The organism is Streptomyces sp. NPDC001068 (assembly GCF_042897315.1).
Lineage (GTDB): Bacteria > Actinomycetota > Actinomycetes > Streptomycetales > Streptomycetaceae > Streptomyces.
In genome coordinates this window covers 1-22,953 of sequence record NZ_JBIAYD010000006.1, presented here as the reverse complement: position 1 = coordinate 22,953, position 22,953 = coordinate 1, and the positions used below count along the sequence as shown (strand labels likewise).

The following is a 22,953-nucleotide window of genomic DNA, read 5'->3' as shown; positions in this document are numbered from 1 at the left end:
CCGGTCACGGAGGTGTTCCGTGCTCACCGGGCGCAGGGCGAGGGCGTCGATGCCCTCGCGAACTATCGCGCTGATCACGCCACCAGGCTATCGCTCCTCACCCGGGAGCCGTCATGAGCCGTATGTGTACAAAAGAGGGGGGCGAACTTTGACGTTCTGCACAGCGACGCGACGCTCACGCGGCCGAGGGGGCCGCGCAGTGCCCGCGCCGCCCCGGGAGGGCGCTCCCGGCCGCCGTCTCCCGCGCGACCCCGCCCGACCCCGCCCGACCGAGTCATGCCACCAGCCGCTGGGCCTCCTCGACCGCCTCCGCCAGCGAGTCCACGACCGGGACCCCGACCTCCTCCAGGCTCGGCCTGCCGTGCGACCCCCCGGTGTACAGCACCGCCTTCGCGCCGACGGCCCGCGCCGCCACCGCGTCGTCCGCCGCGTCCCCGATCACCACGGTCCGCCCGGGCCGCACCTCCCCCAGCGACCGCAGGTGCCGCACCATGTGCTCGGCCTTGCTGCCCCCGGACGGCCCGACCCGGCCCTCGACCCGTATGAAGTGCGGCTCGATCCCGAACCCGCGCACGAGCGGGACGAGCTCGTCATGCACGTACATGCTCAGCAGCGACTGGCTGCCGCCCGCAGAACGCCACTGCGCCAGCAGCTCGGCCGCCCCGTCCGTCAGCCCGCACAGGGCCCGGTGCTCGGCGTAGTACCGGTGGAAGATCTCGTCCATGACCTCCCACTCGGCACCGGTCGGCAGCCGCCCCATGAGCCGCTCGTAGAACTTGGGCACCGGCACGCAGTACAACGCCCGGTACTGCTCCAGCGTGATCGGCGCGAGGCCCAGCTCGGCCGATGCCGCGTTCGTCGCCCCGATGATCGCGTCGTTGTCGTGGAACAGCGTCCCGTTCCAGTCCCACACGATGTGTGCGCTTTCGTGCTTCCCCATGCCGAAAACGCTACCCGCCACCGCTGACAATCAAGTCCGGCGGCGCATCACCGCAGGTCACAGATGCTCTGCTGAGCCGTGTCGGGTCGGCCGGCACCGCTCGGCCGGCACCGCTCGGCCGGCCCTCGCCCGACCGGCCCCGCGCTCGCGGGCCGGCGCTCAGCCGGCGAGCCCCACCAGGTTCGGGATCTCCTGCGTGGCGTACCAGAGCAGCTCGTTGTCCTCGGCCCCGTCCACGACGAACTGCGCGTCGTCGTCCCCGCCGTCCGCGGCCGCCAGGGCCGTCGCCGCCGCGGTGACGTCCTCCTCCGCGTCGTCGGAGTCGACGTGCACCGCGGCCGCCTTGGCCAGGGCCACCGTCCCGGTCACCCGGACCTCGCCCAGCGCCGCCGGGTCGAGTCCTCGGTCCGGGTCGGCCGCCGCGGTCCCGTCGGGGACGTCCACCGCGACCACGACCCGGCGGCGCGGCGCGCCCGGGTCGGCCGCCAGCAGCCGCAGCGAGGCGAGCGCGGCCCGGTTGAGCGCCGCGTACTCCAGCTCCTCGATGTCGTCGGAGACGTACCACTCACGCAGCGCGGGCGTGACCGCGTAGGCGGCGAACGGGCCGCTCCCCAGCTCTCCCGTCCTGTGCGCCTCGGCGAGCCCGGGGAGGGTCAGGGGGACGTAGACGCGCATGGCTGGCCGCTCTCTTCCGGGCTCTTCGACTTCGCTTCTCCCGGGGGGCCGACGCCTCCCGGAGGGCCTCAAGGATACGTGTGAGCGTCCCCTTTCGAGTCCCGGGCCGTGACGTCGACACCGTCAACCCGAGGCCTCGCGATTCACCCGGTGCCGCCGCCCACGCGACGGGTTTCCCGCCTCTCGGATCACTCGGATAAGTGAATCCCGCAGGACCCGGACACGAGCCGTCACCGCCTTGCCGCCGCCGGCCCGGGCCCCGTACAAGATCCCCGACCGCAAGTTACCGCCCGGTACTCGCCGGGCCCGCCCACCGGGGTTCCCCATGAACAAGGTCATGACCAGGACCGTCCAGCTCCGCCCGGGTACCCGCCCGCCCGGCCGCCGCGACTCCCGCCGCCCCGGCGTCTCCTCCCGCAGGCCGGTGACGCCTCCGTCGGCCCCGCCGGGTCCACGCCCCACCGACCTCTTCGCGGAGCGCCTGCTGGCCGTCCTCAGCGGCCGCCGCCCCGTCCACTGGATGCTCCGGCACACGGCAGGCCCCGCCTACGACGACCTGGCCCGCCTCGCCGAACGCGGCCCGCTGCGCACCCGCGGCACCGACCCCGTGGTCCGCGACATCGGCTATTTCGTCCCCCGGACCGGCGCGCTGGAGGTCTTCGCCCGCATCGCCGCGGGCGACCAGCTGCGTGCCATGGCCTTCCGCCTGGAGCAGGGCCAGGACCTGCGCTGGCGCTGCACGGCGGTCGAACTGGGTGGTCCCCGCACACCTCGCGGCGACCGGCCCTAGGACGGCGCCACAGGCCGACACGCCGGAAGCCTGGACGCCCGCCGGGAACCCGGCGCACGTGAGCCGAAGGGCCCGGCCGCCCCCGGTACGCGCGGGCCGACGGGCCCCGGAACCCTCGTGCGGACAAGCCGAAGGGCCGGCCTCCCCCGTGGGGCGGCCGGCCCTGTCCGCTTCGTCGGGGCCGTCACTTCCTGCGGCGACGGCTGCCCTTCGCCTGCTTGCGACGCTCGGCGCGGGTGAGGCCGTCGGCCTCGGAGCGGGTCGGCTCGTCGTCGTAGTCGAACTCGCCCTCGACGATGCCGCCCTCGCCGTCCACGGTGGCGGCCGAGAAGTGCATGCCCCGCCGCTGCGGAGCCTCCAGGCCCTTCGCGCGGATCTCCGGGCGGGAACCGGCCTGAGCCGGGACCGCGTCCTGGACGCCCTCCGCGACCACCGTGGAGTCCTCGACCGGAACCTCCTCGACCTGCTGCTCGACCTGGACCTCCAGGTTGAACAGGTAGCCGACGGACTCCTCCTTGATGCCGTCCATCATCGCCGTGAACATGTCGAAGCCCTCGCGCTGGTACTCGACCAGCGGGTCCTTCTGGGCCATCGCACGCAGGCCGATGCCCTCCTGGAGGTAGTCCATCTCGTAGAGGTGCTCGCGCCACTTGCGGTCCAGGACCGACAGGACGACCCGGCGCTCCAGCTCTCGCATGATCTCGGAGCCGAGCTGCGCCTCCCGCGAGGCGTACTGCTCGTGGATGTCGTCCTTGATGGACTCGGAGATGTACTCGGCCGTCAGACCGGCCCGGTCGCCGGCCGCCTCCTCCAGCTCGTCGATGGTCACCTTGACCGGGTAGAGCTGCTTGAAGGCGCCCCACAGCCGCTCGAGGTCCCAGTCCTCCGGGAAGCCCTCGGCGGTCTCCGCGCCGACGTACGCGTCGATCGTGTCGTCCGTGAAGTGCTGGATCTGCTCCTGCAGGTCCTCGCCCTCCAGGACACGGCGGCGCTCGCCGTAGATGACCTCACGCTGGCGGTTGAGCACCTCGTCGTACTTCAGGACGTTCTTGCGCGTCTCGAAGTTCTGCTGCTCGACCTGCGACTGCGCCGACGCGATCGCGCGGGTGACCATCTTGTTCTCGATCGGCACGTCGTCCGGCACGTTGGCCATGGACATCACGCGCTCGACCATCTGGGCCTTGAACAGGCGCATCAGGTCGTCGCCGAGGGACAGGTAGAAGCGGGACTCACCGGGGTCGCCCTGACGTCCGGAACGGCCGCGCAGCTGGTTGTCGATCCGGCGCGACTCGTGCCGCTCGGTACCGAGGACGTAGAGGCCGCCGAGGTCCTTGACCTCCTCGAACTCTGCCTTCACCGCCCGCTCGGCCTTCTCCATGGCGGCGGGCAGGGCCTGCGCCCACTCCTCGATGTGCTCCTCCGGGTCGAGGCCGCGCTGGCGCAGCTCCGCCTCGGCGAGGTCGTCCGGGTTGCCGCCGAGCTTGATGTCGGTACCACGGCCGGCCATGTTGGTGGCCACCGTCACGGCACCCCTGCGGCCGGCCTGGGCGACGATCGACGCCTCCCGCTCGTGGTGCTTGGCGTTGAGCACCTCGTGCTGGATGCCGCGCTTGGAGAGCTGCTGCGAGAGGTACTCCGACTTCTCGACGGAGGTCGTGCCGACCAGGATCGGCTGGCCCTTCTCGTGCTTCTCCGCGATGTCGTCGACGACCGCCTCGAACTTGGCGACCTCGGTGCGGTAGATCAGGTCGGACTGGTCCTTGCGGACCATCGGCCGGTTCGTCGGGATCGGGACCACGCCGAGCTTGTAGATCTGGTGGAACTCGGCGGCCTCGGTCATGGCCGTACCGGTCATGCCGGAGAGGCCGGGCTGCTCCTTGCCGTTGTGGTCGTGGCGCTTGTAGAGGCGGAAGAAGTTCTGCAGGGTGATCGTGGCGAGCGTCTGGTTCTCGTCCTTGATGTCCACCCCTTCCTTCGCCTCGATCGCCTGGTGCATGCCCTCGTTGTAGCGGCGGCCGGCGAGGATACGGCCGGTGTGCTCGTCGACGATCATGACTTCGCCGTCCATGACGACGTAGTCCTTGTCCTTCTTGAAGAGCTCCTTCGCCTTGATGGCGTTGTTCAGGTAGCCCACCAGAGGGGTGTTCACCGACTCGTAGAGGTTGTCGATGCCCAGCCAGTCCTCGACCTTGGAGACACCGGACTCGTGGATGGCGACCGTGCGCTTCTTCTCGTCGACCTCGTAGTCGCCGGTCTCCTCGATGCCCTTGAGCGGGTTGCCGGCCTCGCCCTTCTTGAGGCGCAGGACCAGCTTGGCGAAGTCGCCGTACCACTTGGTGGCCTGGTCGGCCGGACCGGAGATGATCAGCGGCGTACGGGCCTCGTCGACCAGGATGGAGTCGACCTCGTCGACGATGGCGAAGTTGTGGCCGCGCTGGACGAGCTCGTCCTGGGCCCACGCCATGTTGTCGCGCAGGTAGTCGAAGCCGAACTCGTTGTTCGTGCCGTACGTGATGTCCGCGGCGTACTGCTCGCGGCGCTGGGCCGGCGACATGTTGGCGAGGATGCAGCCGACGTCCAGGCCCAGGAACTTGTGGACGCGGCCCATCATCTCGGAGTCGCGCTCGGCCAGGTAGTCGTTGACCGTGATGAGGTGGACGCCCTTGCCCGACAGTGCGTTGAGGTAGGCGGGCAGCGTGCCGACGAGGGTCTTGCCCTCACCGGTCTTCATCTCGGCCACGTACCCGAGGTGAAGGGCGGCACCGCCCATGATCTGCACGTCGTAGTGGCGCTGGCCGAGGGCGCGCTTGGCCGCCTCGCGGACGGTCGCGAACGCCTCGGGGAGCAGGTCGTCGAGGCTCTCGCCGTCGGCGTAACGCTGCTTGTACTCATCGGTGAGGGCCCGCAGCTCGGCGTCGGAGAGGTCGACGAAGTCCTCTTCGATGGAGTTGACCTGGTCCGCGATGCGGTGCAGCTTGCGCAGGATCTTGCCTTCGCCTGCACGCATGATCTTCGAGAGGACGGACACGGGGGTTTGTCTCCTTGCCGATCGGGCCTGGGACGGTCGGTTTCGATTGGACGTACTGAGCAACGGCCATCGTATGCGAGGACCCGGCCACGCCGGGAGGCCTGGCGGCCCGAGGGCCGTCCGTCGCTTTCCCGAGGACTCTACGAGCCCCCTTCGTGTGACTCCTCCAGGTGTGCGTTCGGCGGTGCCGGGTGGCTTCGCCGGGTTGTTCTCCGATTCTTCACCGCTTCACAGGGGACAACGGCCGGGGCACCCGGTTGGTGCCGCGGTCCGGCGAGGAATTGCGCGAACCGTGATCGCCCGGCCACGGACCGCGAAACGGATGGCGCACCGGACGCCGGGCCGAGCAGAATCGGCCGATGGAACCCGTCACGCTCTCCACTCCCCGTCTGCTGCTGCGCACGGTGGACCCGCAGGACACCGAAGCCGTGTACGCGGCCGTGCAGGATCCGGACATCCAGCGCTGGACCACGATCCCCTCGCCCTACCTCCCGGAACACGCCCGGAGCTTCACGGAGCAGGTGGTCCCCGACGGCTGGTCCGAGGGTTCGATGTTCACCTTCGGCGTCTTCCTGCCGACCGGGGAGCTGGCCGGGATGCTCGGTCTGACGATGCGCTCCCTGGGAACGGCCGAGGTGGGCTTCTGGGCCGCCAAGGAGCACCGCGGCCGCGGCTACATCACCGAGGCCACCCTCACCGCCGCCCGCTGGGGGTTCACGCAGCGGGCGATCGACCGGGTCGAGTGGCGGGCCGAGGTCGGCAACCAGGGCTCCCGGGCGGTCGCGGAACGCGCCGGTTTCAGCATCGAGGGCGTCCTGCGCTCCGCCCTCAACAACAAGGGGGTGCGACGCGACTGCTGGGTGGGGTCCCTGCTGCCGTCGGATCTGGGCCTGCCCTCCGCCGCGCCCTATCTGCCGGCCCCCTCGCAGGATGAGGACCGCAGGTCGTAGGGGACTGTCAGTGCCACCCTCTATCGTCCGAGCCATGACGACCCTCCCGCGCCCCACCGCCGTCCTCTCGGCGGACGAAGCCCGCCGCATCGCCCTGAGGGCACAGGGCTTCCTCGGCGCCCCCGACCGCCGTTCGGGCGTCCGGGGCGTGCTCCGCCACCTCGGCGCGGTCCAGCTCGACACCATCTCGGTCCTCGCCCGCTCCCACGAGCTCATCCCGTACGCCCGCCTCGGAGCCGTCGGCCGGGGGACGGTCGACACCGCCTACTGGACCGACACGCACGCGTTCGAGTACTGGTCGCACGCGGCCTGCATCCTGCCCGTCGAGGAGTGGCCGCACTTCGCATTCCGCCGCCGCGCCTACCGCGACCGTCCGCACTGGGGCCACGAACTCCCCGAGGGCGTCTACGACCAGGTCATCAAGCAGCTGCGCACCGAAGGCCCGCTGACCGCCACCGAGTTGGGCGGCGCGAAGAAGACCAGCGAGTGGTGGGACTGGTCCGGCACCAAGGTCGCCGTGGAGCGTGCGCTGATGTACGGCGAGGTGGTCTGCGTCCAGCGGCGCGGCTGGAAGCGGGTGTACGACCTCGCCGAGCGCGCGATCCCGAGCACCCTGCTCCACGACGACCTGGACGACACCGAGTGCCTGCGCCGTCTCGTCGGGCTGGCCGGGCGGTCCCTGGGCGTCGGCACCCGCGCGGACATCGCGGACTACCACCGGCTCAAGGGTGAGCAGGTCGACGCGGTGATCGCCGACTCGGGTCTGGTCCCGGTGGAGGTGGAGGGCTGGTCCAAGCCCGCGTGGGCGGACCCGGCGGCCCTGGCCACGCCCCCGCGCGGCCGGCACCGTACGACGCTGCTCTCCCCCTTCGACTCCCTGATCTGGGACCGGGCACGCACCGAACGGATCTTCGGCTTCACCCACCGCCTGGAGGCCTACGTCCCGAAGCCCAAGCGGGTGTACGGCTACTACGCGATGCCGGTGCTGGCCGGCGGCCGCCTGGTGGGCCGGGTGGATCCGGCGCGTGAGGCGGGCGGTGTCCTGGTGGCACGCCAGGTGACGCTGGACGGCCCGAAGGCCGTTCCGGCAGTCGCCGAGGCGCTCGTCGAGGCGGCGAGCTGGGTGAACTGCACGACGGTGCGGGTGGAGCGCGTGGACGCCCCGGACCTCCGCGAACCGCTCGTCCGCGAAGTCACCCGCGCGCTGACGGCCGCGCTGCGCTGACCGGCACCGGCGTCGGTGCCGGCCGGCTCAGCGGATCTCCAGGATCTTCTCCCGCATCGCGTAGACCACGGCCTCCATCCTGGAGTGCAGCTGCAGCTTCTCCAGGATGTTGCGCACGTGGTTCTTCACGGTGTTCTCGGAGATGAACAACTCCTTCGCGATATCGCGGTTGTTCATGCCCGTGGCGACGAGTTTGAGCACTTCGAGTTCACGGTCGGTGAGCCGCGGCGCGGGTACCAGCCGCCGCTCGTCGGTGCGCTGGATCATCGACTTGAACTCGGTGAGGAGTTTCGACGCCATGGACGGGCTGATCTGCGACTGCCCGTCCGCCACCGCGCGAATGGCGGTGGCCACCTCGTCCGTCGAGATCTCCTTCAGGAGATATCCGGTCGCGCCCGCCTTGATCGCCTCGTAGAGATCGGCCTCTTCGTCGCTGATCGTCAACATGATGATCTTCGCGCTGGGGGCGACCTCCTTGATGGAGGTACAGGCCTCGATACCACCGCGCTTGGGCATCCGGACGTCCATCAGCACAATGTCCGGCAGCAGGTCGGCCGCCTTGTCGACGGCCTCGGCGCCGTCACCCGCCTCGCCGACGACCTGGATGTCCTCCTCGGCGGCGAGCACGATCTCCAGCCCACGGCGGAAGAGGGCGTGGTCGTCGACGACAAGGACTCTGATCGGTTCCTTGCGCGCGATGTCCGCCGCGTCCGGGCCCAGGCCGGCGACGCCGCCGTCGGCGGTGTCCTGCAGCGGTCCGAAGCTGTCCGCCATCGTTCCTCCCCCTGAAGGCTGTGGCCTGTGGTGCTGCGCCATCGCCAACCCAAGGCAGCGGCCCACCGGTTGGACCGTTGCGGCCATGATTCCATGCCCGGGCGGCAACGCGGAGACAGAGCGGTGCGCGAAGTGGTCGCACACCGGTGCCCCCAGGGGCGCACGCAGGCTTCCCGGGGGCACAGGCTCAGCTACCGGGCGGGCGGGTCAGCCGCCCAGCGTGCCACCCGCCGCCGGGGGTTGCGCCTGGGCGATCATCGGGTCGGTGCTGAGGTGGATGACGCCGTAGTCATAGGCGTGGCGCCGGTAGACGACGCTCGGCTCCTTCGTCTCGGAGTCGACGAACAGGTAGAAGTCGTGTCCGACCAGTTCCATCTCGTAGAGGGCCTGGTCGAGGCTCATCGGGGAGGCGACGTGGGTCTTCTCGCGGACGATGAGGGGGCCTTCGCCCTTCACCTCCAGGGAGCCCATCTTCTTGGTGGGCACACCGTCGGGCTCTTCCGCCGGGACGGGGGTGCCGTTCCCGTTGAGCGTCGCCGCGTCCGGCACGTGGTCGGCTACCTCGGCGGCCGGGATCCGCTGCGCGCCTCGGCGCGAGAACCGCTTGTCGTGCTGCTTGCGCAGCCGCGCGTCCAGCTTCTCCGCCGCCAGGTCGAGTGCCGCGTACGGGTCGCTGGCCGCTGCCTCCGCCCGGATCACCGGACCGCGGGAGCGGAGCGTGATCTCCACTCGGTCGCACCGCTCGGCCTGTCGCGGGTTGGGCTCCTTGGACACCTCGACGTCGAGGCTGATCACCTTGCCGTCGAGCTTCTGGATCTTCTCCAGCTTCAGCTTCTCGGCCACGTGCTTGCGGAACCGCTCGGGCACCTCGGTCTTGCGGCCCTTGACGACGATGTCCACGCAGAACTCCGTTCCCGGAGCGCTCCGCTCCACTGGCGGAGCATCTCCCTTTTTGCACCCGACTCCGGTGATCCCCGGAGCCTCGGACTCGGCGACTTCACCTCCTCCTCCCCCATGGGCAAGATCTGCACCCCAGCACCGCGATGATTGCGGAAAACCCGCGGCACGGCATTCGGATACGGGAGGCACGGCCTGCGGCTTTCTCCCTCACAACCGAACATATCTCGCCCGGACGGATGTCGTCACCCTCTACTGATGCGTACCTCCATTCAAGTGAATTGGCCTGGTCACTACCTGCAACGACGAGCGTTTACAGTCAGTTCCGGTTCTTTTCGAAAGAATCCGGTGCGGCCGCGACCACAGCCGCGCGGACCGGCCACGCGAGGACGTTCCCCGCGGTCATTCCCGGTGCGTCCCGTGTCCACTTCGCTCGTTCTTCCCTCGATCCGGCCGTCCGTTCCTCCCTTACTTCCCAGGGCGCGCGCCGATACACAGCCGTCGTCCCTCCTACCGCCCTTACGGGTCCCGTCGCCTCCCGTACCGCACGCGCCGCCTCGGCGAGAGTGGCACCGGTGGTGACCAGATCGTCGACGAGGACGACCCGGCCGCCCCCGAGCAACCCGGAGCCACCGGCCGTCACCTCCAGCGCGCCGCCGAGGTTCGCCAGCCGCTGCCGGGAGTTGAGCCCCGACTGGTCGGCCACGGCCCGCCCGTGCCGCAGTACCGGGACGACCCGGGCCGGGGACCCGGTGCGCCGCAGCTCCGCTGCCGCCGCGAGGGCCATCCGGCGCACCGGATCGTGTCCCCGCGCCCGCACGGCCCACGGGGCGGAGGGGACCGGCACGAGAAGCACGGGCCCGGCGCCCGGCACCCCGTCCGCACCACCCACCGCGCCGTCGCCCTCGCCCTCGCCCTCGCTCAAGGACGCCACGATCCTGACGGTCCGGGCCCTCCGGCTCTCCCGGAGGCCGGCCCGCACCGCTCCCGCCAGAGCCGCGCCGAGAGGCCCGGCGAGCGCCAGCGCACCGCGCTCCTTGTGGGCGAGGAGGGCCGCCCGCACCTCGTCCGCGTAAGGCGCCGCCGCGTACACCGCCGGTAGCCCGTGCGGCTCCGGCACCGGTCGCACCCGGCGCGGTACGGCCCCGCTCAGGGCGGCACGGCACTCGGGACAGAGCACCGTGCGAGGCGTCCCACAGCCTCCGCACTCGGCCGGGAGCACCAGGTCGGTGAGGTCCCGCCACCACCCCCGCATGTGCCCACTGTGCCCACGCCCGGCCGCACCTGCCACCCCTGTGGACAACCGTCTGTGGACAACGTCCTGTGGACGACGACGACCTGTGGACGACGGTCCGTGGACGACGACGGCCGGTGCACGACGCCGTGCGACCGGTGCCGCCCGTCCAACACGTCACCCGAACGGGTCAGGGGACGGCGTGGGACGGGTCGGGGGCCAGCGTGGAGGGCCGAAGGCAGGGACGGAGGGGCCGAAGGCAGGGACGGGAGGGCCGGAGGCCGAGGGCGGAAGGCACGGCGGAGCCGGCGCGGGACGGTGTCTTCCGCCGGAGAACCGAGAGCGGCCGTCCCGCCGGCTGTGTGCCGGACCGGAACGGCCGCTCTCACGTCACTCGCGGGTTCAGCCCGGATAGACCGGCGCCGAGCCGTCCTTGAGCACCTTCTGCCACTGGTCCCCGGACGGCAGCCGGACGATGCCGTCGTCCTGCGAGCGGGCCACCAGCGGCACGCGGTCGTCCTCGGACGCGGCGATCGCCAGGACACCCGTGAGCGCCGCGGGCGCCGGGCCGTCCGGTGTGGAGCCGTCGACCTGGACGTACCTCGTCTGCTGCACTCCGCCCTGTTCGCGTCCGACCACCACGAGCCTGCTGTCCCCGGCCCAGGACATCGCGGTGACCTCTTCGGATCCGGGGGTGGCGGACCGCAGTTCCAGGACCGAGACCTCCTGCTGGTCGTCGGACTTGGTGTGCTCGATCCGCCCCACGAACAGCGACTGCTTGCCGTCCTTCTCGACGACGAGCGCCATCCGCACCCCGTCCGCGGCGACCCGCACGTCCTTGATACGGCCGTCCAGCTCGGGGACCTGCACCGCCGTCGGCTGGCCGACGCCCTGCGCCAACATGTACAGCTGCGGTTTGGCGGGATCCCGGTCGGCCACCCACAGGTCGCCCCGGGCGTCCCAGCTCGGCGCCGTCAGCCGGTCGTCCTCGGTCGCTCCGTGGCTGGTCAGCACGGCGTCGCCAAGGGAACCCGCGGACGCGAGCGAGGTGACGTACATCGACCTGCTGTCGGCGGTGACCCCGGCCGCGGTCCGCTCGTCGCGGGCGACCGCCACCGAACGCAGCGACTTGGTGCCCTCCCCGAAGGGGCCCGGCACGGCGACCGCGCTGCTGCCGGTGGCGCCGGCCGTCATCCGTACCAGCCGGTGCTTGCTGTCGAGGAAGTACAGGTAGTCGGGTCGTTTGGCGGACGGGCGCCAGGCGGCGGCCTCGGCCTGCTCCTCGGTGACGTCGCACATCCGGCCGCCGTTGACGGACTTCAGCGCGACCGAGTCCACGGTGGGCGTCAGGTTCCGCAGCGTGAAGAGCACCTGGGTGGCCATCTCGGTGCACTTGGCCGAACCGATCCGGGACGCCTTGACGTTCAACGGCACGGTGACCCGGTTCTGGTCGTCCGGAGCCAGCCCCGACGCGCCCTTCTTCAGCGCCGTGCCGGTCGGGAAACTCGACCGGACCACCGGCCCGAGCCAGGTGGTGGGGCCGTTGATCAGCGAACGCACCAGCTGGGTCGTCGGATCGACCCGGCTGCGTACGAAGACCGGATCCGCGACCGCCACCGGCTGCCCGGTCTCCCCGGCCGACGTACCCGAGGCGAAGTAGTACTTGTTGACGGACGTGTAGTTGCGCTGGAAGTCGGACTTGCCCATCACGACGCCCTGCGGCAGCGAGTCGATCCGCCACTGCCTGCTCTTGGTGTCCTTGGTCAGGTGCACCGTCCGCTGGTACGTCCCGGTGGCGGGCGCGTACGCCTGCTGACTGTCGACGGTGGCCACCCGGCTGCCCTGCAGCGAGTACGTGATGCTGTACGTGTCGTCCCGGCTAGCCGGCCGCGGGTCCGTCTGGATGCTCGGCCCGTTCGCCAGGACCGTCGCCTGCGACTCCGGCCGCCAGGTCTTCGCGGCAGCCGTGCTCAGATACTTGCGTGCCGTGTCGTAGTGCGGATCGTCGCTGGTCAGAGCCTCCAGGAAGCCCTGGACGATCTCGGTGGAGGACGCGTCCTGCTGCGGCGGCATCGCGAACACCCGCACCTGTGTGTCCTGCCGCGGTGTGGACTCGACGTCCCGCAGGTCGCCGCTGTCCGGCATGGAGGCACAGCCCGCCAGCAGCACCGCCCCGCAGGCGGCGTACGCCACCGCGCGCACCGGTCCGGGCCGTGCGCTCCCCTCGCGGTCAGCGACCACGAAATGCCTCCCCTGGCTTGTTCCACTCGTCCGGCCCGCCGACGCTCCCGTCGTCCGCCGGGCCGGTCCCCGGCGTGCTCTCCTGGCGCCGTGCGCCCCCGCCGGGCCCGCTGGGTCTGGGCACCACCCGCGCGCCGTTGCCGGGCAACGCGGTCGGGTCGGCGGTCGGGGCCACGCCGGCCATCCGCTGCGCCATGGGAGCGAGCGCCGCCCCCTGCCCGCCGCCCGACTGCACCGGCACCGTGGCCCGCTTGTCCTCGCCGCCACCGGGCAGACCGGCGTCACTGAGTCCGCGGTTGCGCCGGGAGTCCTTGGGTTCCAGCGGTATGGGCGAGCCCCGTAGCGGTTCGTCGGCGGTCCTCGGCAGGGTCAGCCGGAACTGCGAACCGCCGCCCGCCTCCCCCCACGCCTGCAGCCAGCCGCCGTGCAGCCGCGCGTCCTCCAGCGCGATCGACAGACCGAGACCCGTGCCACCGGTGGTACGCGCGCGTGCCGGGTCCGCCCGCCAGAAACGGCTGAAGACCCGGGTCGCCTCGCCGGGCTTGAGTCCGACGCCGTAGTCGCGCACCGCGATGGCGACCGCCCCGCCGGCCGAGGCCAGTTTGACGACGACGTCCTTGCCCTCGCCGTGCTCCACGGCGTTGACGACCAGATTGCGCAGCACCCGCTCCACGCGCCGGGCGTCCGCCTCGGCCACCACCGGCTGCAGATCGCCGAGCACGCGTATGTGCGTGCCCTTGCGCTCCGCGAGCGGCGCGGCCCCGGTGACCACCCGCCGTACGACCTCCCTGAGGTCTATCGGCTCGGCCTCCAGCGCCGCGGCGCCCGCGTCGAAGCGGCTGATCTCCAGCAGGTCGGCGAGGAGCGACTCGAAACGGTCCAGCTGGTCGGCGAGGAGCTCCGCGGACCGCGCGGTCACCGGATCGAAGTCCTCCCGCGCCTCGTGGATGACGTCGGCCGCCATCCGGACGGTCGTCAGCGGCGTACGCAGCTCGTGCGACACGTCGGACACGAACCGACGCTGCATCCGGGACAGGTCCTCCAGCTGCTGGATCTTCAGCTGGAGATTCTGCGCCATCTTGTTGAAGGCCTCGCCGAGCCGCGCGATGTCGTCCTCGCCGGTGACCTTCATCCGCTCCTGCAGCCGCCCGGCGGACAGCCGCTCGGCGATCCCGGCCGCCATCCGCACCGGGGTGACGACCTGCCGCACCACCAGCCACGCGATGGCCCCGAGCAGCACGACGACGAACAGCCCGGCGGTCGCGAGGGTGCCCTTGACCAGGCTGAGGGACTTCTCCTCCTGGGTGAGCGGGAACAGGTAGTACAGCTCGTACGGGTCGCCGTTCGGATCGTTGACCTGCTTGCCGATGACCAGGGCGGGCTGCGACTCCTTGTCGCTGTCCTTGTAGACGATCCGCGTGTAGCTCTGCGCGGCCGTCATGGTCCCGTTGATCCGTGTACGCAGGTCGTCGGGCACGCTGGAGGTCGGGTCGACCTGCCCGGAGGCGCGCGGACCGCGTCCCCCGCCGCTGTTGTCGCCCGCGGGCAGCGTCACCACGTCGAAGGCGCCCTGGCCGCCGCTGGAGAGGGACTCCACGAGGTCGCTCATCCAGGGGATGAGGTTCTGCGACTGGCGTCCGTCCGGTGACACGGCCGTGTCACCGGTGCCGGTCGCGGCCTCGTCGGCCTTCTGCTTGGCCACCGCGAACCCGCCGGTGGCCTGGCTCTGCGAGGCCTTCACCTTGGCGTCCAGCAGGCCGTTGCGGACCTGCCCGATGACGACGAACCCGAGCAGCAGAACGACGCCCAGCGACATCAGCAGGGTCGTGACGACGACCTTGAGCTGGATGTTGCGCCGCCACAGCCGCATGACCGGCAGCAGCGGCCGGCGCACCCAGCGCATGAACAGCCGCAGCACCGGGCTGCCCTGGACCCCGCCCTGCAGCAGCCCGCCCTCGATGAGCGGCGCCCAGCGCGACCGGGGCCTCGTTCCGCCGACAGGCCGCTCCGGACGGTCCCCGGACCGGCCGGGGGCCGAAGCGGCACTGTCTCCCGGCATGTCAGCTCGGTCCGGCCTTGTATCCGACGCCACGGACCGTCACCACGATCTCCGGCCGCTCCGGGTCCTTCTCGACCTTGGACCGCAGCCGCTGGACGTGAACGTTGACGAGACGGGTGTCCGCCGCGTGCCGGTAGCCCCAGACCTGCTCCAGGAGCACCTCACGCGTGAACACCTGCCACGGCTTGCGGGCGAGCGCGACCAGCAGGTCGAACTCCAGCGGGGTCAGCGCGATCGACTGCCCGTCCCGCTTCACCGAGTGCCCGGCCACGTCGATGACCAGGTCACCTATGGCGAGCTGCTCCGGCGCCGGCTCCTCGGACCTCCGCAGCCTCGCCCGGATCCGGGCGACCAGCTCCTTCGGCTTGAACGGCTTCACGATGTAGTCGTCCGCGCCCGACTCCAGGCCCACGACCACGTCGACGGTGTCGCTCTTCGCCGTGAGCATCACGATCGGCACCCCGGACTCCGCCCTGATCAGACGGCACACCTCGATACCGTCGCGACCGGGCAGCATCAGGTCCAGCAGCACCAGATCGGGCTTGGTCTCACGGAAAGCGGCCAGCGCCTTGTCGCCGTCGGCTACGAAAGACGGCTCAAAACCTTCACCACGCAGCACGATGCCGAGCATCTCGGCCAGTGCGGTGTCGTCGTCGACGACAAGGACTCGTCCCTTCATAAACGACATCATCCCATTCTCATAACGGTGAAGGTTGCGCAGGTGACCAGGGTCACCGGCCTGTGACGATAGCCGCAGGGAGCCGTCACTGTCTGCCCCCGTCCGCCGTCGTCGATGTCGGTGACGGGTGCGCCGCTCCTCCGGAGAAGGGACGTGGTTCACGACGTACGGACGGAACGCGCCACTGTACGCGGGGCCCGGGCGCCGTGCGACGCCCGCCCGTGCCTCATGAACCGCCGCGGGCCGGGGCCGCCCTCAGCCCCGCGCCACCTGCCGTGACCTGGCGCACAGCCCGGCGAGAGCATCGGCCGTCACGGGTGACACGGCGCCTTCCTCGGTGACGATCGCCGTCACCAGCTCGGGCGGCGTCACGTCGAACGCCGGGTTGTAGGCCTGGGTGCCCAGGGGTGCCACCGGCATCCCGCCTCCCGCTCCCGTCACCGGCATCTGCGGCGCCGCGACCTCGGTCACCTCGTATCCGGGACGCTGCTCGATCTCGATGGCCGTCCCGTCCGGCGTCTCCGGGTCCACCGTCGTCGACGGCGCCACCACGATGAACGGCACATGGTGATAGCGCGCGAGCACCGCGAGCGGATAGCTCCCCACCTTGTTGGCCACCGAACCGTCGGCCGCGATCCGGTCCGCCCCGATCAGCACCGCGTCCACCTCGCCCGCCGCGAACAGCGAACCCGCCGCGTTGTCGGTGAGCAGCGTGTACGCCATGCCGCTGCGAGCCGCCTCGTACGCCGTCAGCCGAGCTCCCTGCAGCAACGGACGCGTCTCGTCCACCCAGAGCCGCCGCAGCCGCCCCGCCCGGTGCGCCTGCAGGGCCACGGCGAACGCCGTCCCCTCACCTCCCGACACCAGTGATCCGGTGTTGCAGTGCGTGAGGATCCGGTGCCCTCCCCCCGGCAGCAACTCGTCCAGCAGCGCCAGCCCGTGTCCGGCCATCCGGGCACTGCCCTCGGCGTCCTCCCGGTGCAGCGCCCGCGCCGCGACCAGTGCCGCCACGGCCGCCGCCCCGGTGTCACCACTCCTCGTAAGAGCCGACCGGTACGCCGAAGCGGCCCTGCGCACCCCGACCGAGAGGTTCACGGCCGTCGGGCGGGCGCCTTCCAGCGCCACCGCGGCCTCGTCCACGTCGAAACCGCGTACCGCGGCGAGCGCGACGCCGTACGCCCCCGCTATCCCGAGCAGCGGCGCCCCGCGCACCGCGAGCGTCCGGATCGCCTCCACCAGCGCCGAGGCGTCCGTGCACACCAGCTCGACCTCTTCGGCCGGCAGTCTGGTCTGGTCGAGGAGGACCACCACGGGGCCCTCGGGCGGCTCCTCCCACCGGATCACGGGCATTCCTGTCGGCCGCTTGTCCTCGCCGGGTTGCGCGTACTGATCAGCCATGCCGTCAGTCTGCCCCGTATCCGGCGGACCATTGAAGATGTGGAGCCTGTACCGCGGCAGGTCACTGGGTGACCTGCCCATGGCACGATGGCAGCCAACCTGCCACCGCGACCGCGGACGGGCACCGTGAAGGAGCTCCGATGAACGACACTCCGGGCTGGGCCTCGCCCGGATCCGCCCCGTCCGACGGGCGGGAACCCGGCGCGTCCGCCCCTGCCGACCGCCCCGTTCCCGCAGGCCCTGCCGAGCAGCCCACCGACCACCCGGGCGCGGACCCACAGGGCTCCGACTCGAAGTGGTCCAAGGAACAGCCGCCGCCCGGCCAGTGGTCCGCGCCCACCGGCGCCCCCGCGCCGGGCCAGGCACCACCGCCCCCGCCTCCTGGCTCCGGCTGGGGCGGCCGGCCCCCCGGCGGCGGTTACGGAGGCTACGGCGGGCCCGGTGGGCCCGGCGGATACGGCCCCGGTGGCTACGGTCCGCCCGGCGGATACGGCCGGCCCGGCGGATACGGCGCCTGGGGCGGCGGTTGGGGCGGTCCCCCGCCCGCCGCCAAGCCCGGCGTGATCCCGCTGCGCCCGCTCGGCGTCGGTGAGATCCTCGACGGCGCCGTCTCCACCATGCGCACCTACTGGCGCACGGTCCTCGGCATCTCGCTGACGGTCGCCGTGGTCACCCAGGTCGCGGTGATCCTCCTCCAGGGCCTCGTCCTCAACGACACCGAGACCACCGACACCCTCAGCGACCCGGGCGCCTCCATCAGCGAGGTGTTCCGCGCCGCGGGTGAGGTCACGCTCAGCTCGGGTGCCGTCCTGCTGATCTCGCTCGTCGGCACCATCATCGCGACGGCCCTGCTGACCACGGTCACCAGCCGCGCCGTGCTCGGCCGCTCCGTGACCACCGGCGAGGCCTGGCGCGACGCCCGCCCGCAGGTCGTCAAGCTGTGCGGCCTGATCGTCCTGATGGGACTCATCGTGGTCGGCGTGCTGGTCGTCGGCGCGCTGCCCGGCATCCTGGTCGCGGTCGCCGGCGGCCCCGGCGGTGCCATCGCCGCCCTGCTCGTCCTCGGTCTCCTCGCCGGCGGCGTCGTCGCCCTCTGGCTGATGATCCGCTTCTCCCTGGCCTCCCCCGCGCTGATGCTGGAGAAGCAGAGCATCACGAAGTCCCTGGGACGCTCCGCCAAGCTGGTCCGCGGCTCCTGGTGGCGGGTCCTCGGTATCCAGCTCCTGGCGACGATCATCGCCAACATCGTCTCCTCGATCGCCGTGATCCCCTTCGCCGTGGCCGGCGCCGCCTTCGGCGGCGACGGCTTCTCCGGCTTCCTGGAGGGCACCAGCGGCAACGTCGGCTGGACGTTCCTCGTCATCAGCGGCATCGGCTCGGTGATCGGCTCCACCCTCACCTTCCCGATCAACGCGGGCGTCACCGTGCTCCTCTACATCGACCAGCGCATCCGCCGCGAGGCCCTCGACCTCGAACTGGCCCGCGCCGCCGGTGTCGAGAACCACGGCGCCGGCACCCCCGGCACCGTCCCGGGGAGCTGATGCGGTGAATCCCACGGGGGGAGTGCTCACAGCGGTGCCCGCCGCCCTGCCACGCGCCGCGGACAAGGCCGTACACGGCCTGCTGCGAGCCCGGGAGGCCGCCCTGCCAGCTTCGGCCGGCTCGGACGGCGAACCGCCCGTGACCATCCCGCGCGACCCCGCGCGGGAGGCGGCACGGCACGAGCTGGCCAAGCGGATGTACCACGAGAACGACCCCGGGCTGTTCCAGCGCGCGCTGAAGGCGTTCCTGGACTGGGTCGACCGCCTGCTGTCCGCCGCCGCCTCCGCGACGCCCGGGGGCACGCTGGGCCTCATCGTCGTGGTCCTGGCCGTCCTCGCCGTCCTCGCTGCCCTGTGGTGGCGACTGGGCACGCCGCGCCGCGGCCCCTCCTCCGCCGCCGTCCTGTTCGACGACCGCCCCCGCAGCGCCGCCGAACACCGAGCGGCCGCCGAGGCACACGCCGCCCAGGGCCACTGGAACCAGGCCCTCCAGGAACGCATGCGTGCCGTCGTCCGCGCCCTGGAGGAACGCGCCCTCCTCGACGTCCGACCGGGCCGCACCGCCGACGAAGCCGCCGACGAAGCCGGCCGCGCCCTGCCCACCCACACGGACCGGCTACGCGCCGCCGCCCGGGAGTTCGACGACGTGACGTACGGCGGTCGCAGGGCCACCCAGGCCTCGTACGAGCGCATCGCGGAACTCGACCGCGACCTGGAACGCACCAAGCCGGTACTCACGAGCACCAGCGCCCTCAGCACCGCCCACAGCACCCGCCAGGGGGCCGCCGAATGACCACCGGCGAAACCCTCGCGCCGACCACTACCGCACCCACCACCCGCCAGGTGTGGACCCGGACGCGGGGCATCGTCCTCGCCGTGGTGCTCCTGCTGGCCGGCGCCGTCGCCATCGCCGTCGTCCGCTCCGACAGCAGGCACGGCGACCTCGACCCGCGTTCCGCCGACCCCCAAGGCAGCCGAGCCGTCGCGGAGCTCCTCGCCGACCGGGGCGTGTCCACCCGTGTGGTCACCACTCTCACCGGCGCCCGCGCCGCGGCCGGCCGCGACACCACCCTGCTCGTCGCCGTCCCCGACCTGCTCACGCCCGCCCAGCAGTCCCAGCTGCGGATGTCGACGGCCGCCTCGGGCGGCCGCACGATCCTGGTCGCGGCCGGGAGCGCCTCCGTCGAACGTCTCGCCCCCGGCGTCACCGCCGACCCCGCCACCAGTCCGAGGTCCACGCTCGACCCCCACTGCAGCCTCGCCGATGCCCGCCGCGCGGGCAGCGCCGACACCGGCGGCATCCGGTACACCACCACCCGCCTCGACGCCGACTCCTGCTACCCCAGCCAGCGTCTGGCCACGTTGATCCGCGTCCCCGCGGCCGCCGGTGGCGGCGACACCATCGTCCTCGGCGCGCCCGACATCCTGCTCAACGACCGGCTCGGCGAACAGGGCAACGCCTCGCTCGCGCTCCAGCTCCTCGGCTCCCGTCACCATCTCGTCTGGTACCTCCCCTCGCTCTCCGACGCCTCGGCCGCCGGCACGTCCGACCAGAAAACCCTGTTCGACCTGCTCCCCTCTGGCTGGCTCTGGGGCACGCTGCAGCTCTTCATCGCCGCGGCTCTCACCGCCTTCTGGCGGGCGCGCCGGCTCGGCCCCCTGGTACCCGACAAACTCCCCGTGGCGATCCGCGCCTCCGAGACCGTCGAGGGCCGCGCCCGCCTCTACCGCAAAGCCAACGCCCGCGACCGCGCGGCCACCGCGCTGCGCTCCACCGCGCGCACCCGCCTCGCCCCCCTCGTGGGCGTCCCCGTCTCCCAGGCGGATGCGCCCGAGGCCCTGCTCCCCGCCCTCTCCGCCCACCTCCACGGCGACGGCCAGGCCCTGCACGCCCTCCTCTTCGGACCGCCGCCCGGCGACGACGCGGCCCTCATCGCACTCACCGACCAACTCGACGCCCTCGAAAGAGAGGTACGCCGTCCATGATGGACCCGACCACTGACAACGCCGGGAACACCGGGAACCCGGCCGACGCCCGAGCCTCCCTGGAGGCCCTGCGCGCCGAGATCGCCAAAGCCGTGGTCGGCCAGGACCCCGCCGTGACCGGCCTCGTCGTCGCTCTCCTCTGCCGCGGACACGTACTACTCGAAGGAGTCCCCGGAGTCGCGAAAACGTTGCTCGTCCGCGCCCTCGCCTCCGCGCTGGAACTGGACACGAAACGCGTCCAGTTCACCCCCGACCTCATGCCGAGCGACATCACGGGCTCCCTCGTCTACGACACCCGTACCGCCGAGTTCTCCTTCCAGGCCGGCCCCGTCTTCACCAACCTCCTCCTCGCCGACGAGATCAACCGCACTCCCCCCAAGACACAGTCGTCCCTCCTCGAAGCCATGGAGGAACGCCAGGTCACGGTCGACGGCACACCCCGCCCGCTCCCCGACCCCTTCCTGGTCGCGGCCACCCAGAACCCCGTCGAGTACGAGGGCACGTACCCCCTCCCCGAGGCCCAACTCGACCGCTTCCTCCTCAAGCTGACGATTCCTCTCCCCTCACGCGAGGACGAGATCGACGTCCTCACCCGCCACGCCGACGGCTTCAACCCGCGCGACCTGCGCGCCGCCGGCCTGCGCCCCGTCGCCGGACCCGCCGACCTCGAGGCCGCCCGGGCAGCTGTCGCCAAGACGACCGTCTCGCCCGAGATCACCGCCTACGTCGTGGACATCTGCCGTGCCACCCGCGAGTCGCCGTCCCTCACTCTCGGCGTCTCCCCGCGCGGCGCCACCGCCCTCCTGGCCACCTCACGCGCCTGGGCCTGGCTCACCGGCCGCGACTACGTCATCCCCGACGACGTCAAAGCCCTCGCCCTGCCCACCCTGCGCCACCGCGTCCAGCTCCGTCCCGAGGCCGAGATGGAGGGGGTGACGGCGGATTCCGTCATCACCGCGATCCTCGCCCACGTCCCGGTTCCCCGCTGATGCCGCTCACCGGACGCGCCGCGCTCCTCGCGGCCATCGGATCCGTGCCCATCGGCATCTGGGAACCGAGCTGGACGGGCATCCTCGCCGTCGACGGCCCCATCGCGCTGGCCTGTGCCTGCGACTTCGCGCTGGCCGCTCCGGTACGACGCCTCGTGCTGAACCGTACCGGCGACACCTCGGCGCGCCTCGGCGAGTCCGCCGACGTCACGCTGACCGTGACCAACCCTTCCGGACGCACCCTGCGGGCCCGGCTCCGAGACGGCTGGCCGCCCAGCAGCTGGCAGTCCGGGACGGAGACCGAGGCCTCGCGGCACCGACTCACGGTGCCGCCGGGTGAACGCCGACGCGTGACGACCCGGCTGCGACCCACCCGCCGCGGCGACCGCCAGGCAGACCGTGTCACGATCCGCTCCTACGGCCCCCTCGGTCTCTTCTCCCGCCAAGGCGGCCACAAGGTGCCGTGGACCGTGCGGGTCCTGCCCCCCTTCACCAGCCGCAAGCACCTGCCGTCGAAACTCGCCCGATTGCGTGAACTCGACGGCCGCACCAGCGTCCTGACTCGCGGCGAGGGCACCGAGTTCGACAGCCTGCGGGAGTACATCCCCGGTGACGACACCCGTTCCATCGACTGGCGGGCCACGGCCCGGCAGTCCACGGTCGCCGTCCGCACCTGGCGTCCCGAACGCGACCGGCACATCCTCCTGGTCCTCGACACCGGCCGCACCTCCGCCGGCCGCGTCGGCGACGCCCCTCGCCTGGACGCGTCGATGGACGCGGCCCTTCTCCTCGGCGCCCTCGCCGCACGCGCGGGCGACCGCGTCGACCTGCTCGCCTACGACCGCCGAGTCCGCGCACTCATGCAGGGCCGCGCCGCAGCGGACGTCCTGCCGTCCCTGGTCAACGCGATGGCCACGCTGGAGCCCGCGCTCGTCGAAACGGACGCGCGTGGCCTCACGGCAATGGCACTCCGCACGGCTCCCCGCCGGTCGCTGATCGTCCTTCTGACGACGCTCGACGCGGCCCCCGTCGAGCAGGGACTGCTTCCCGTGCTCTCCCAGCTGACGCAGCGCCACACGGTTCTGCTCGCTTCGGTGGCCGACCCGCACGTCGCTCGGATGGCGACGGCACGAGGAGACGCCGAAGCCGTGTACGAGGCGGCGGCAGCCGCGCAGGCGCAGACCGAGCGGCACCGCACGGCGGAACAGCTCCGCCGACGAGGGGTGACTGTTGTGGACGCGACTCCCGAGGACCTCGCACCCGCCTTGGCCGATGCGTACCTGAGTCTCAAGGCCGCCGGCCGGCTCTGAAAGCCGTGGCAGGCCGCATGCGGGACTCACGGTCGGGCCTGCCACGGTGGCGGAATTCCGGGAATCCAAAAAGGATCCCGGAAAAAGATCCCGGAAATGCGAAAAGGCCCACACCGTATGGTGTGGGCCTTTCCCAAAAATTGTTCGGCGGTGTCCTACTCTCCCACAGGGTCCCCCCTGCAGTACCATCGGCGCTGTAAGGCTTAGCTTCCGGGTTCGGAATGTAACCGGGCGTTT

18 protein-coding genes and 1 rRNA gene are annotated in these 22,953 nt (G+C 71.7%); 8 read left to right on the top strand and 11 right to left on the bottom strand.

The window, feature by feature from the left end:
* Positions 1–274: 274 nt before the first annotated feature.
* Together ACFY3I_RS17750 and ACFY3I_RS17745 are read right to left on the bottom strand one after the other, a co-directional pair.
* Positions 275–940 (bottom strand): HAD family hydrolase, encoded by a 666-nt coding sequence (locus tag ACFY3I_RS17750; RefSeq protein ID WP_390861386.1) that lies wholly within the window; start codon positions 938–940, stop codon positions 275–277.
* 159 nt (positions 941–1,099) lie between these two features.
* Positions 1,100–1,615, bottom strand: coding sequence for a DUF6912 family protein (locus tag ACFY3I_RS17745; protein ID WP_390861385.1), 516 nt, complete (start codon positions 1,613–1,615; stop codon positions 1,100–1,102).
* 325 nt (positions 1,616–1,940) lie between these two features.
* On the opposite strand from ACFY3I_RS17745, the gene ACFY3I_RS17740 reads away from it, so the two are divergent.
* On the top strand, positions 1,941–2,405 hold the full coding sequence (locus tag ACFY3I_RS17740; protein ID WP_365293437.1) for an Rv3235 family protein: 465 nt from the start codon (positions 1,941–1,943) through the stop codon (positions 2,403–2,405).
* Between the two features lie 184 nt (positions 2,406–2,589).
* Here the strand turns inward: ACFY3I_RS17740 and secA are convergent, their stop codons facing one another.
* Positions 2,590–5,433, bottom strand: coding sequence for a preprotein translocase subunit SecA (secA, locus tag ACFY3I_RS17735; protein ID WP_390861384.1), 2,844 nt, complete (start codon positions 5,431–5,433; stop codon positions 2,590–2,592).
* Between the two features lie 359 nt (positions 5,434–5,792).
* On the opposite strand from secA, the gene ACFY3I_RS17730 reads away from it, so the two are divergent.
* Together ACFY3I_RS17730 and ACFY3I_RS17725 are read left to right on the top strand one after the other, a co-directional pair.
* Positions 5,793–6,383 carry a GNAT family N-acetyltransferase gene (locus ACFY3I_RS17730; protein WP_390861383.1) on the top strand — a complete coding sequence of 197 codons (591 nt, stop codon included), beginning with the start codon at positions 5,793–5,795 and terminating at the stop codon, positions 6,381–6,383.
* Positions 6,384–6,417: 34 nt separating this feature from the next.
* Positions 6,418–7,608 (top strand): winged helix-turn-helix domain-containing protein, encoded by a 1,191-nt coding sequence (locus ACFY3I_RS17725; RefSeq protein ID WP_390861382.1) that lies wholly within the window; start codon positions 6,418–6,420, stop codon positions 7,606–7,608.
* A gap of 27 nt (positions 7,609–7,635) precedes the next feature.
* Here ACFY3I_RS17725 and ACFY3I_RS17720 read toward each other — a convergent pair whose 3' ends face one another.
* From ACFY3I_RS17720 to mtnA, 7 genes are all read right to left on the bottom strand, one after another.
* Positions 7,636–8,382 carry a response regulator transcription factor gene (locus tag ACFY3I_RS17720; protein WP_365293428.1) on the bottom strand — a complete coding sequence of 249 codons (747 nt, stop codon included), beginning with the start codon at positions 8,380–8,382 and terminating at the stop codon, positions 7,636–7,638.
* 207 nt (positions 8,383–8,589) lie between these two features.
* Entirely contained in the window at positions 8,590–9,282 is a 693-nt protein-coding gene (gene hpf, locus ACFY3I_RS17715) for a ribosome hibernation-promoting factor, HPF/YfiA family (protein WP_390861381.1), read from the bottom strand.
* A gap of 316 nt (positions 9,283–9,598) precedes the next feature.
* Positions 9,599–10,534: a ComF family protein gene (locus tag ACFY3I_RS17710; RefSeq protein ID WP_390861380.1), complete on the bottom strand. Its 936-nt coding sequence runs from the start codon at positions 10,532–10,534 to the stop codon at positions 9,599–9,601.
* Between the two features lie 381 nt (positions 10,535–10,915).
* Positions 10,916–12,754: an LpqB family beta-propeller domain-containing protein gene (locus tag ACFY3I_RS17705; protein WP_390861379.1), complete on the bottom strand. Its 1,839-nt coding sequence runs from the start codon at positions 12,752–12,754 to the stop codon at positions 10,916–10,918.
* Positions 12,744–14,813, bottom strand: a complete 2,070-nt coding sequence (gene mtrB, locus ACFY3I_RS17700) for an MtrAB system histidine kinase MtrB (protein ID WP_390861378.1) — start codon at positions 14,811–14,813, stop codon at positions 12,744–12,746. Before mtrB ends, ACFY3I_RS17705 begins: the two co-directional genes overlap by 11 nt.
* A 1-nt stretch (position 14,814) precedes the next feature.
* A complete protein-coding gene (mtrA, locus tag ACFY3I_RS17695; RefSeq protein WP_015659998.1) occupies positions 14,815–15,504 on the bottom strand; it encodes a two-component system response regulator MtrA in 690 nt (229 codons plus the stop codon).
* 243 nt (positions 15,505–15,747) lie between these two features.
* A complete protein-coding gene (gene mtnA / locus ACFY3I_RS17690; RefSeq protein ID WP_390861377.1) occupies positions 15,748–16,890 on the bottom strand; it encodes an S-methyl-5-thioribose-1-phosphate isomerase in 1,143 nt (380 codons plus the stop codon).
* A gap of 140 nt (positions 16,891–17,030) precedes the next feature.
* Between mtnA and ACFY3I_RS17685 the strand changes: the two genes are divergently transcribed.
* Genes ACFY3I_RS17685 through ACFY3I_RS17665 form a run of 5 tightly spaced genes read left to right on the top strand, consistent with a single transcriptional unit; the run spans position 17,031 to position 22,716 of the window.
* Positions 17,031–18,431 (top strand): glycerophosphoryl diester phosphodiesterase membrane domain-containing protein, encoded by a 1,401-nt coding sequence (locus ACFY3I_RS17685; RefSeq protein WP_390861376.1) that lies wholly within the window; start codon positions 17,031–17,033, stop codon positions 18,429–18,431.
* Between the two features lie 4 nt (positions 18,432–18,435).
* Positions 18,436–19,224, top strand: coding sequence for a DUF4129 domain-containing protein (locus ACFY3I_RS17680; RefSeq protein WP_390861375.1), 789 nt, complete (start codon positions 18,436–18,438; stop codon positions 19,222–19,224).
* On the top strand, positions 19,221–20,417 hold the full coding sequence (locus ACFY3I_RS17675; RefSeq protein WP_390861374.1) for a DUF4350 domain-containing protein: 1,197 nt from the start codon (positions 19,221–19,223) through the stop codon (positions 20,415–20,417). Before ACFY3I_RS17680 ends, ACFY3I_RS17675 begins: the two co-directional genes overlap by 4 nt.
* Entirely contained in the window at positions 20,417–21,406 is a 990-nt protein-coding gene (locus tag ACFY3I_RS17670) for an AAA family ATPase (RefSeq protein WP_390861373.1), read from the top strand. The genes ACFY3I_RS17675 and ACFY3I_RS17670 overlap by 1 nt, the downstream gene beginning before the upstream one ends.
* Complete coding sequence (locus ACFY3I_RS17665) at positions 21,406–22,716, top strand: DUF58 domain-containing protein (RefSeq protein ID WP_390861372.1); 1,311 nt, start codon at positions 21,406–21,408, stop codon at positions 22,714–22,716. Before ACFY3I_RS17670 ends, ACFY3I_RS17665 begins: the two co-directional genes overlap by 1 nt.
* Before the next feature lie 142 nt (positions 22,717–22,858).
* Here the strand turns inward: ACFY3I_RS17665 and rrf are convergent.
* Positions 22,859–22,953 (bottom strand): 5S ribosomal RNA (gene rrf / locus ACFY3I_RS17660); the annotation flags it as partial.

What these genes read in the sequence shown, in the direction of transcription:
- ACFY3I_RS17710 (WP_390861380.1), bottom strand. Translation starts at nt 10,534, where the DNA reads ATGCGGGGGTGGTGGCGGGACCTCACCGACCTGGTGCTCCCGGCCGAG.
- ACFY3I_RS17740 (WP_365293437.1), top strand. Translation starts at nt 1,941, where the DNA reads ATGAACAAGGTCATGACCAGGACCGTCCAGCTCCGCCCGGGTACCCGC.
- ACFY3I_RS17745 (WP_390861385.1), bottom strand. Translation starts at nt 1,615, where the DNA reads ATGCGCGTCTACGTCCCCCTGACCCTCCCCGGGCTCGCCGAGGCGCAC.
- mtnA (WP_390861377.1), bottom strand. Translation starts at nt 16,890, where the DNA reads ATGGCTGATCAGTACGCGCAACCCGGCGAGGACAAGCGGCCGACAGGA.
- ACFY3I_RS17725 (WP_390861382.1), top strand. Translation starts at nt 6,418, where the DNA reads ATGACGACCCTCCCGCGCCCCACCGCCGTCCTCTCGGCGGACGAAGCC.
- ACFY3I_RS17675 (WP_390861374.1), top strand. Translation starts at nt 19,221, where the DNA reads ATGACCACCGGCGAAACCCTCGCGCCGACCACTACCGCACCCACCACC.
- ACFY3I_RS17670 (WP_390861373.1), top strand. Translation starts at nt 20,417, where the DNA reads ATGGACCCGACCACTGACAACGCCGGGAACACCGGGAACCCGGCCGAC.
- ACFY3I_RS17720 (WP_365293428.1), bottom strand. Translation starts at nt 8,382, where the DNA reads ATGGCGGACAGCTTCGGACCGCTGCAGGACACCGCCGACGGCGGCGTC.
- ACFY3I_RS17685 (WP_390861376.1), top strand. Translation starts at nt 17,031, where the DNA reads ATGAACGACACTCCGGGCTGGGCCTCGCCCGGATCCGCCCCGTCCGAC.
- mtrA (WP_015659998.1), bottom strand. Translation starts at nt 15,504, where the DNA reads ATGATGTCGTTTATGAAGGGACGAGTCCTTGTCGTCGACGACGACACC.
- mtrB (WP_390861378.1), bottom strand. Translation starts at nt 14,813, where the DNA reads ATGCCGGGAGACAGTGCCGCTTCGGCCCCCGGCCGGTCCGGGGACCGT.
- ACFY3I_RS17750 (WP_390861386.1), bottom strand. Translation starts at nt 940, where the DNA reads ATGGGGAAGCACGAAAGCGCACACATCGTGTGGGACTGGAACGGGACG.
- ACFY3I_RS17730 (WP_390861383.1), top strand. Translation starts at nt 5,793, where the DNA reads ATGGAACCCGTCACGCTCTCCACTCCCCGTCTGCTGCTGCGCACGGTG.
- ACFY3I_RS17665 (WP_390861372.1), top strand. Translation starts at nt 21,406, where the DNA reads ATGCCGCTCACCGGACGCGCCGCGCTCCTCGCGGCCATCGGATCCGTG.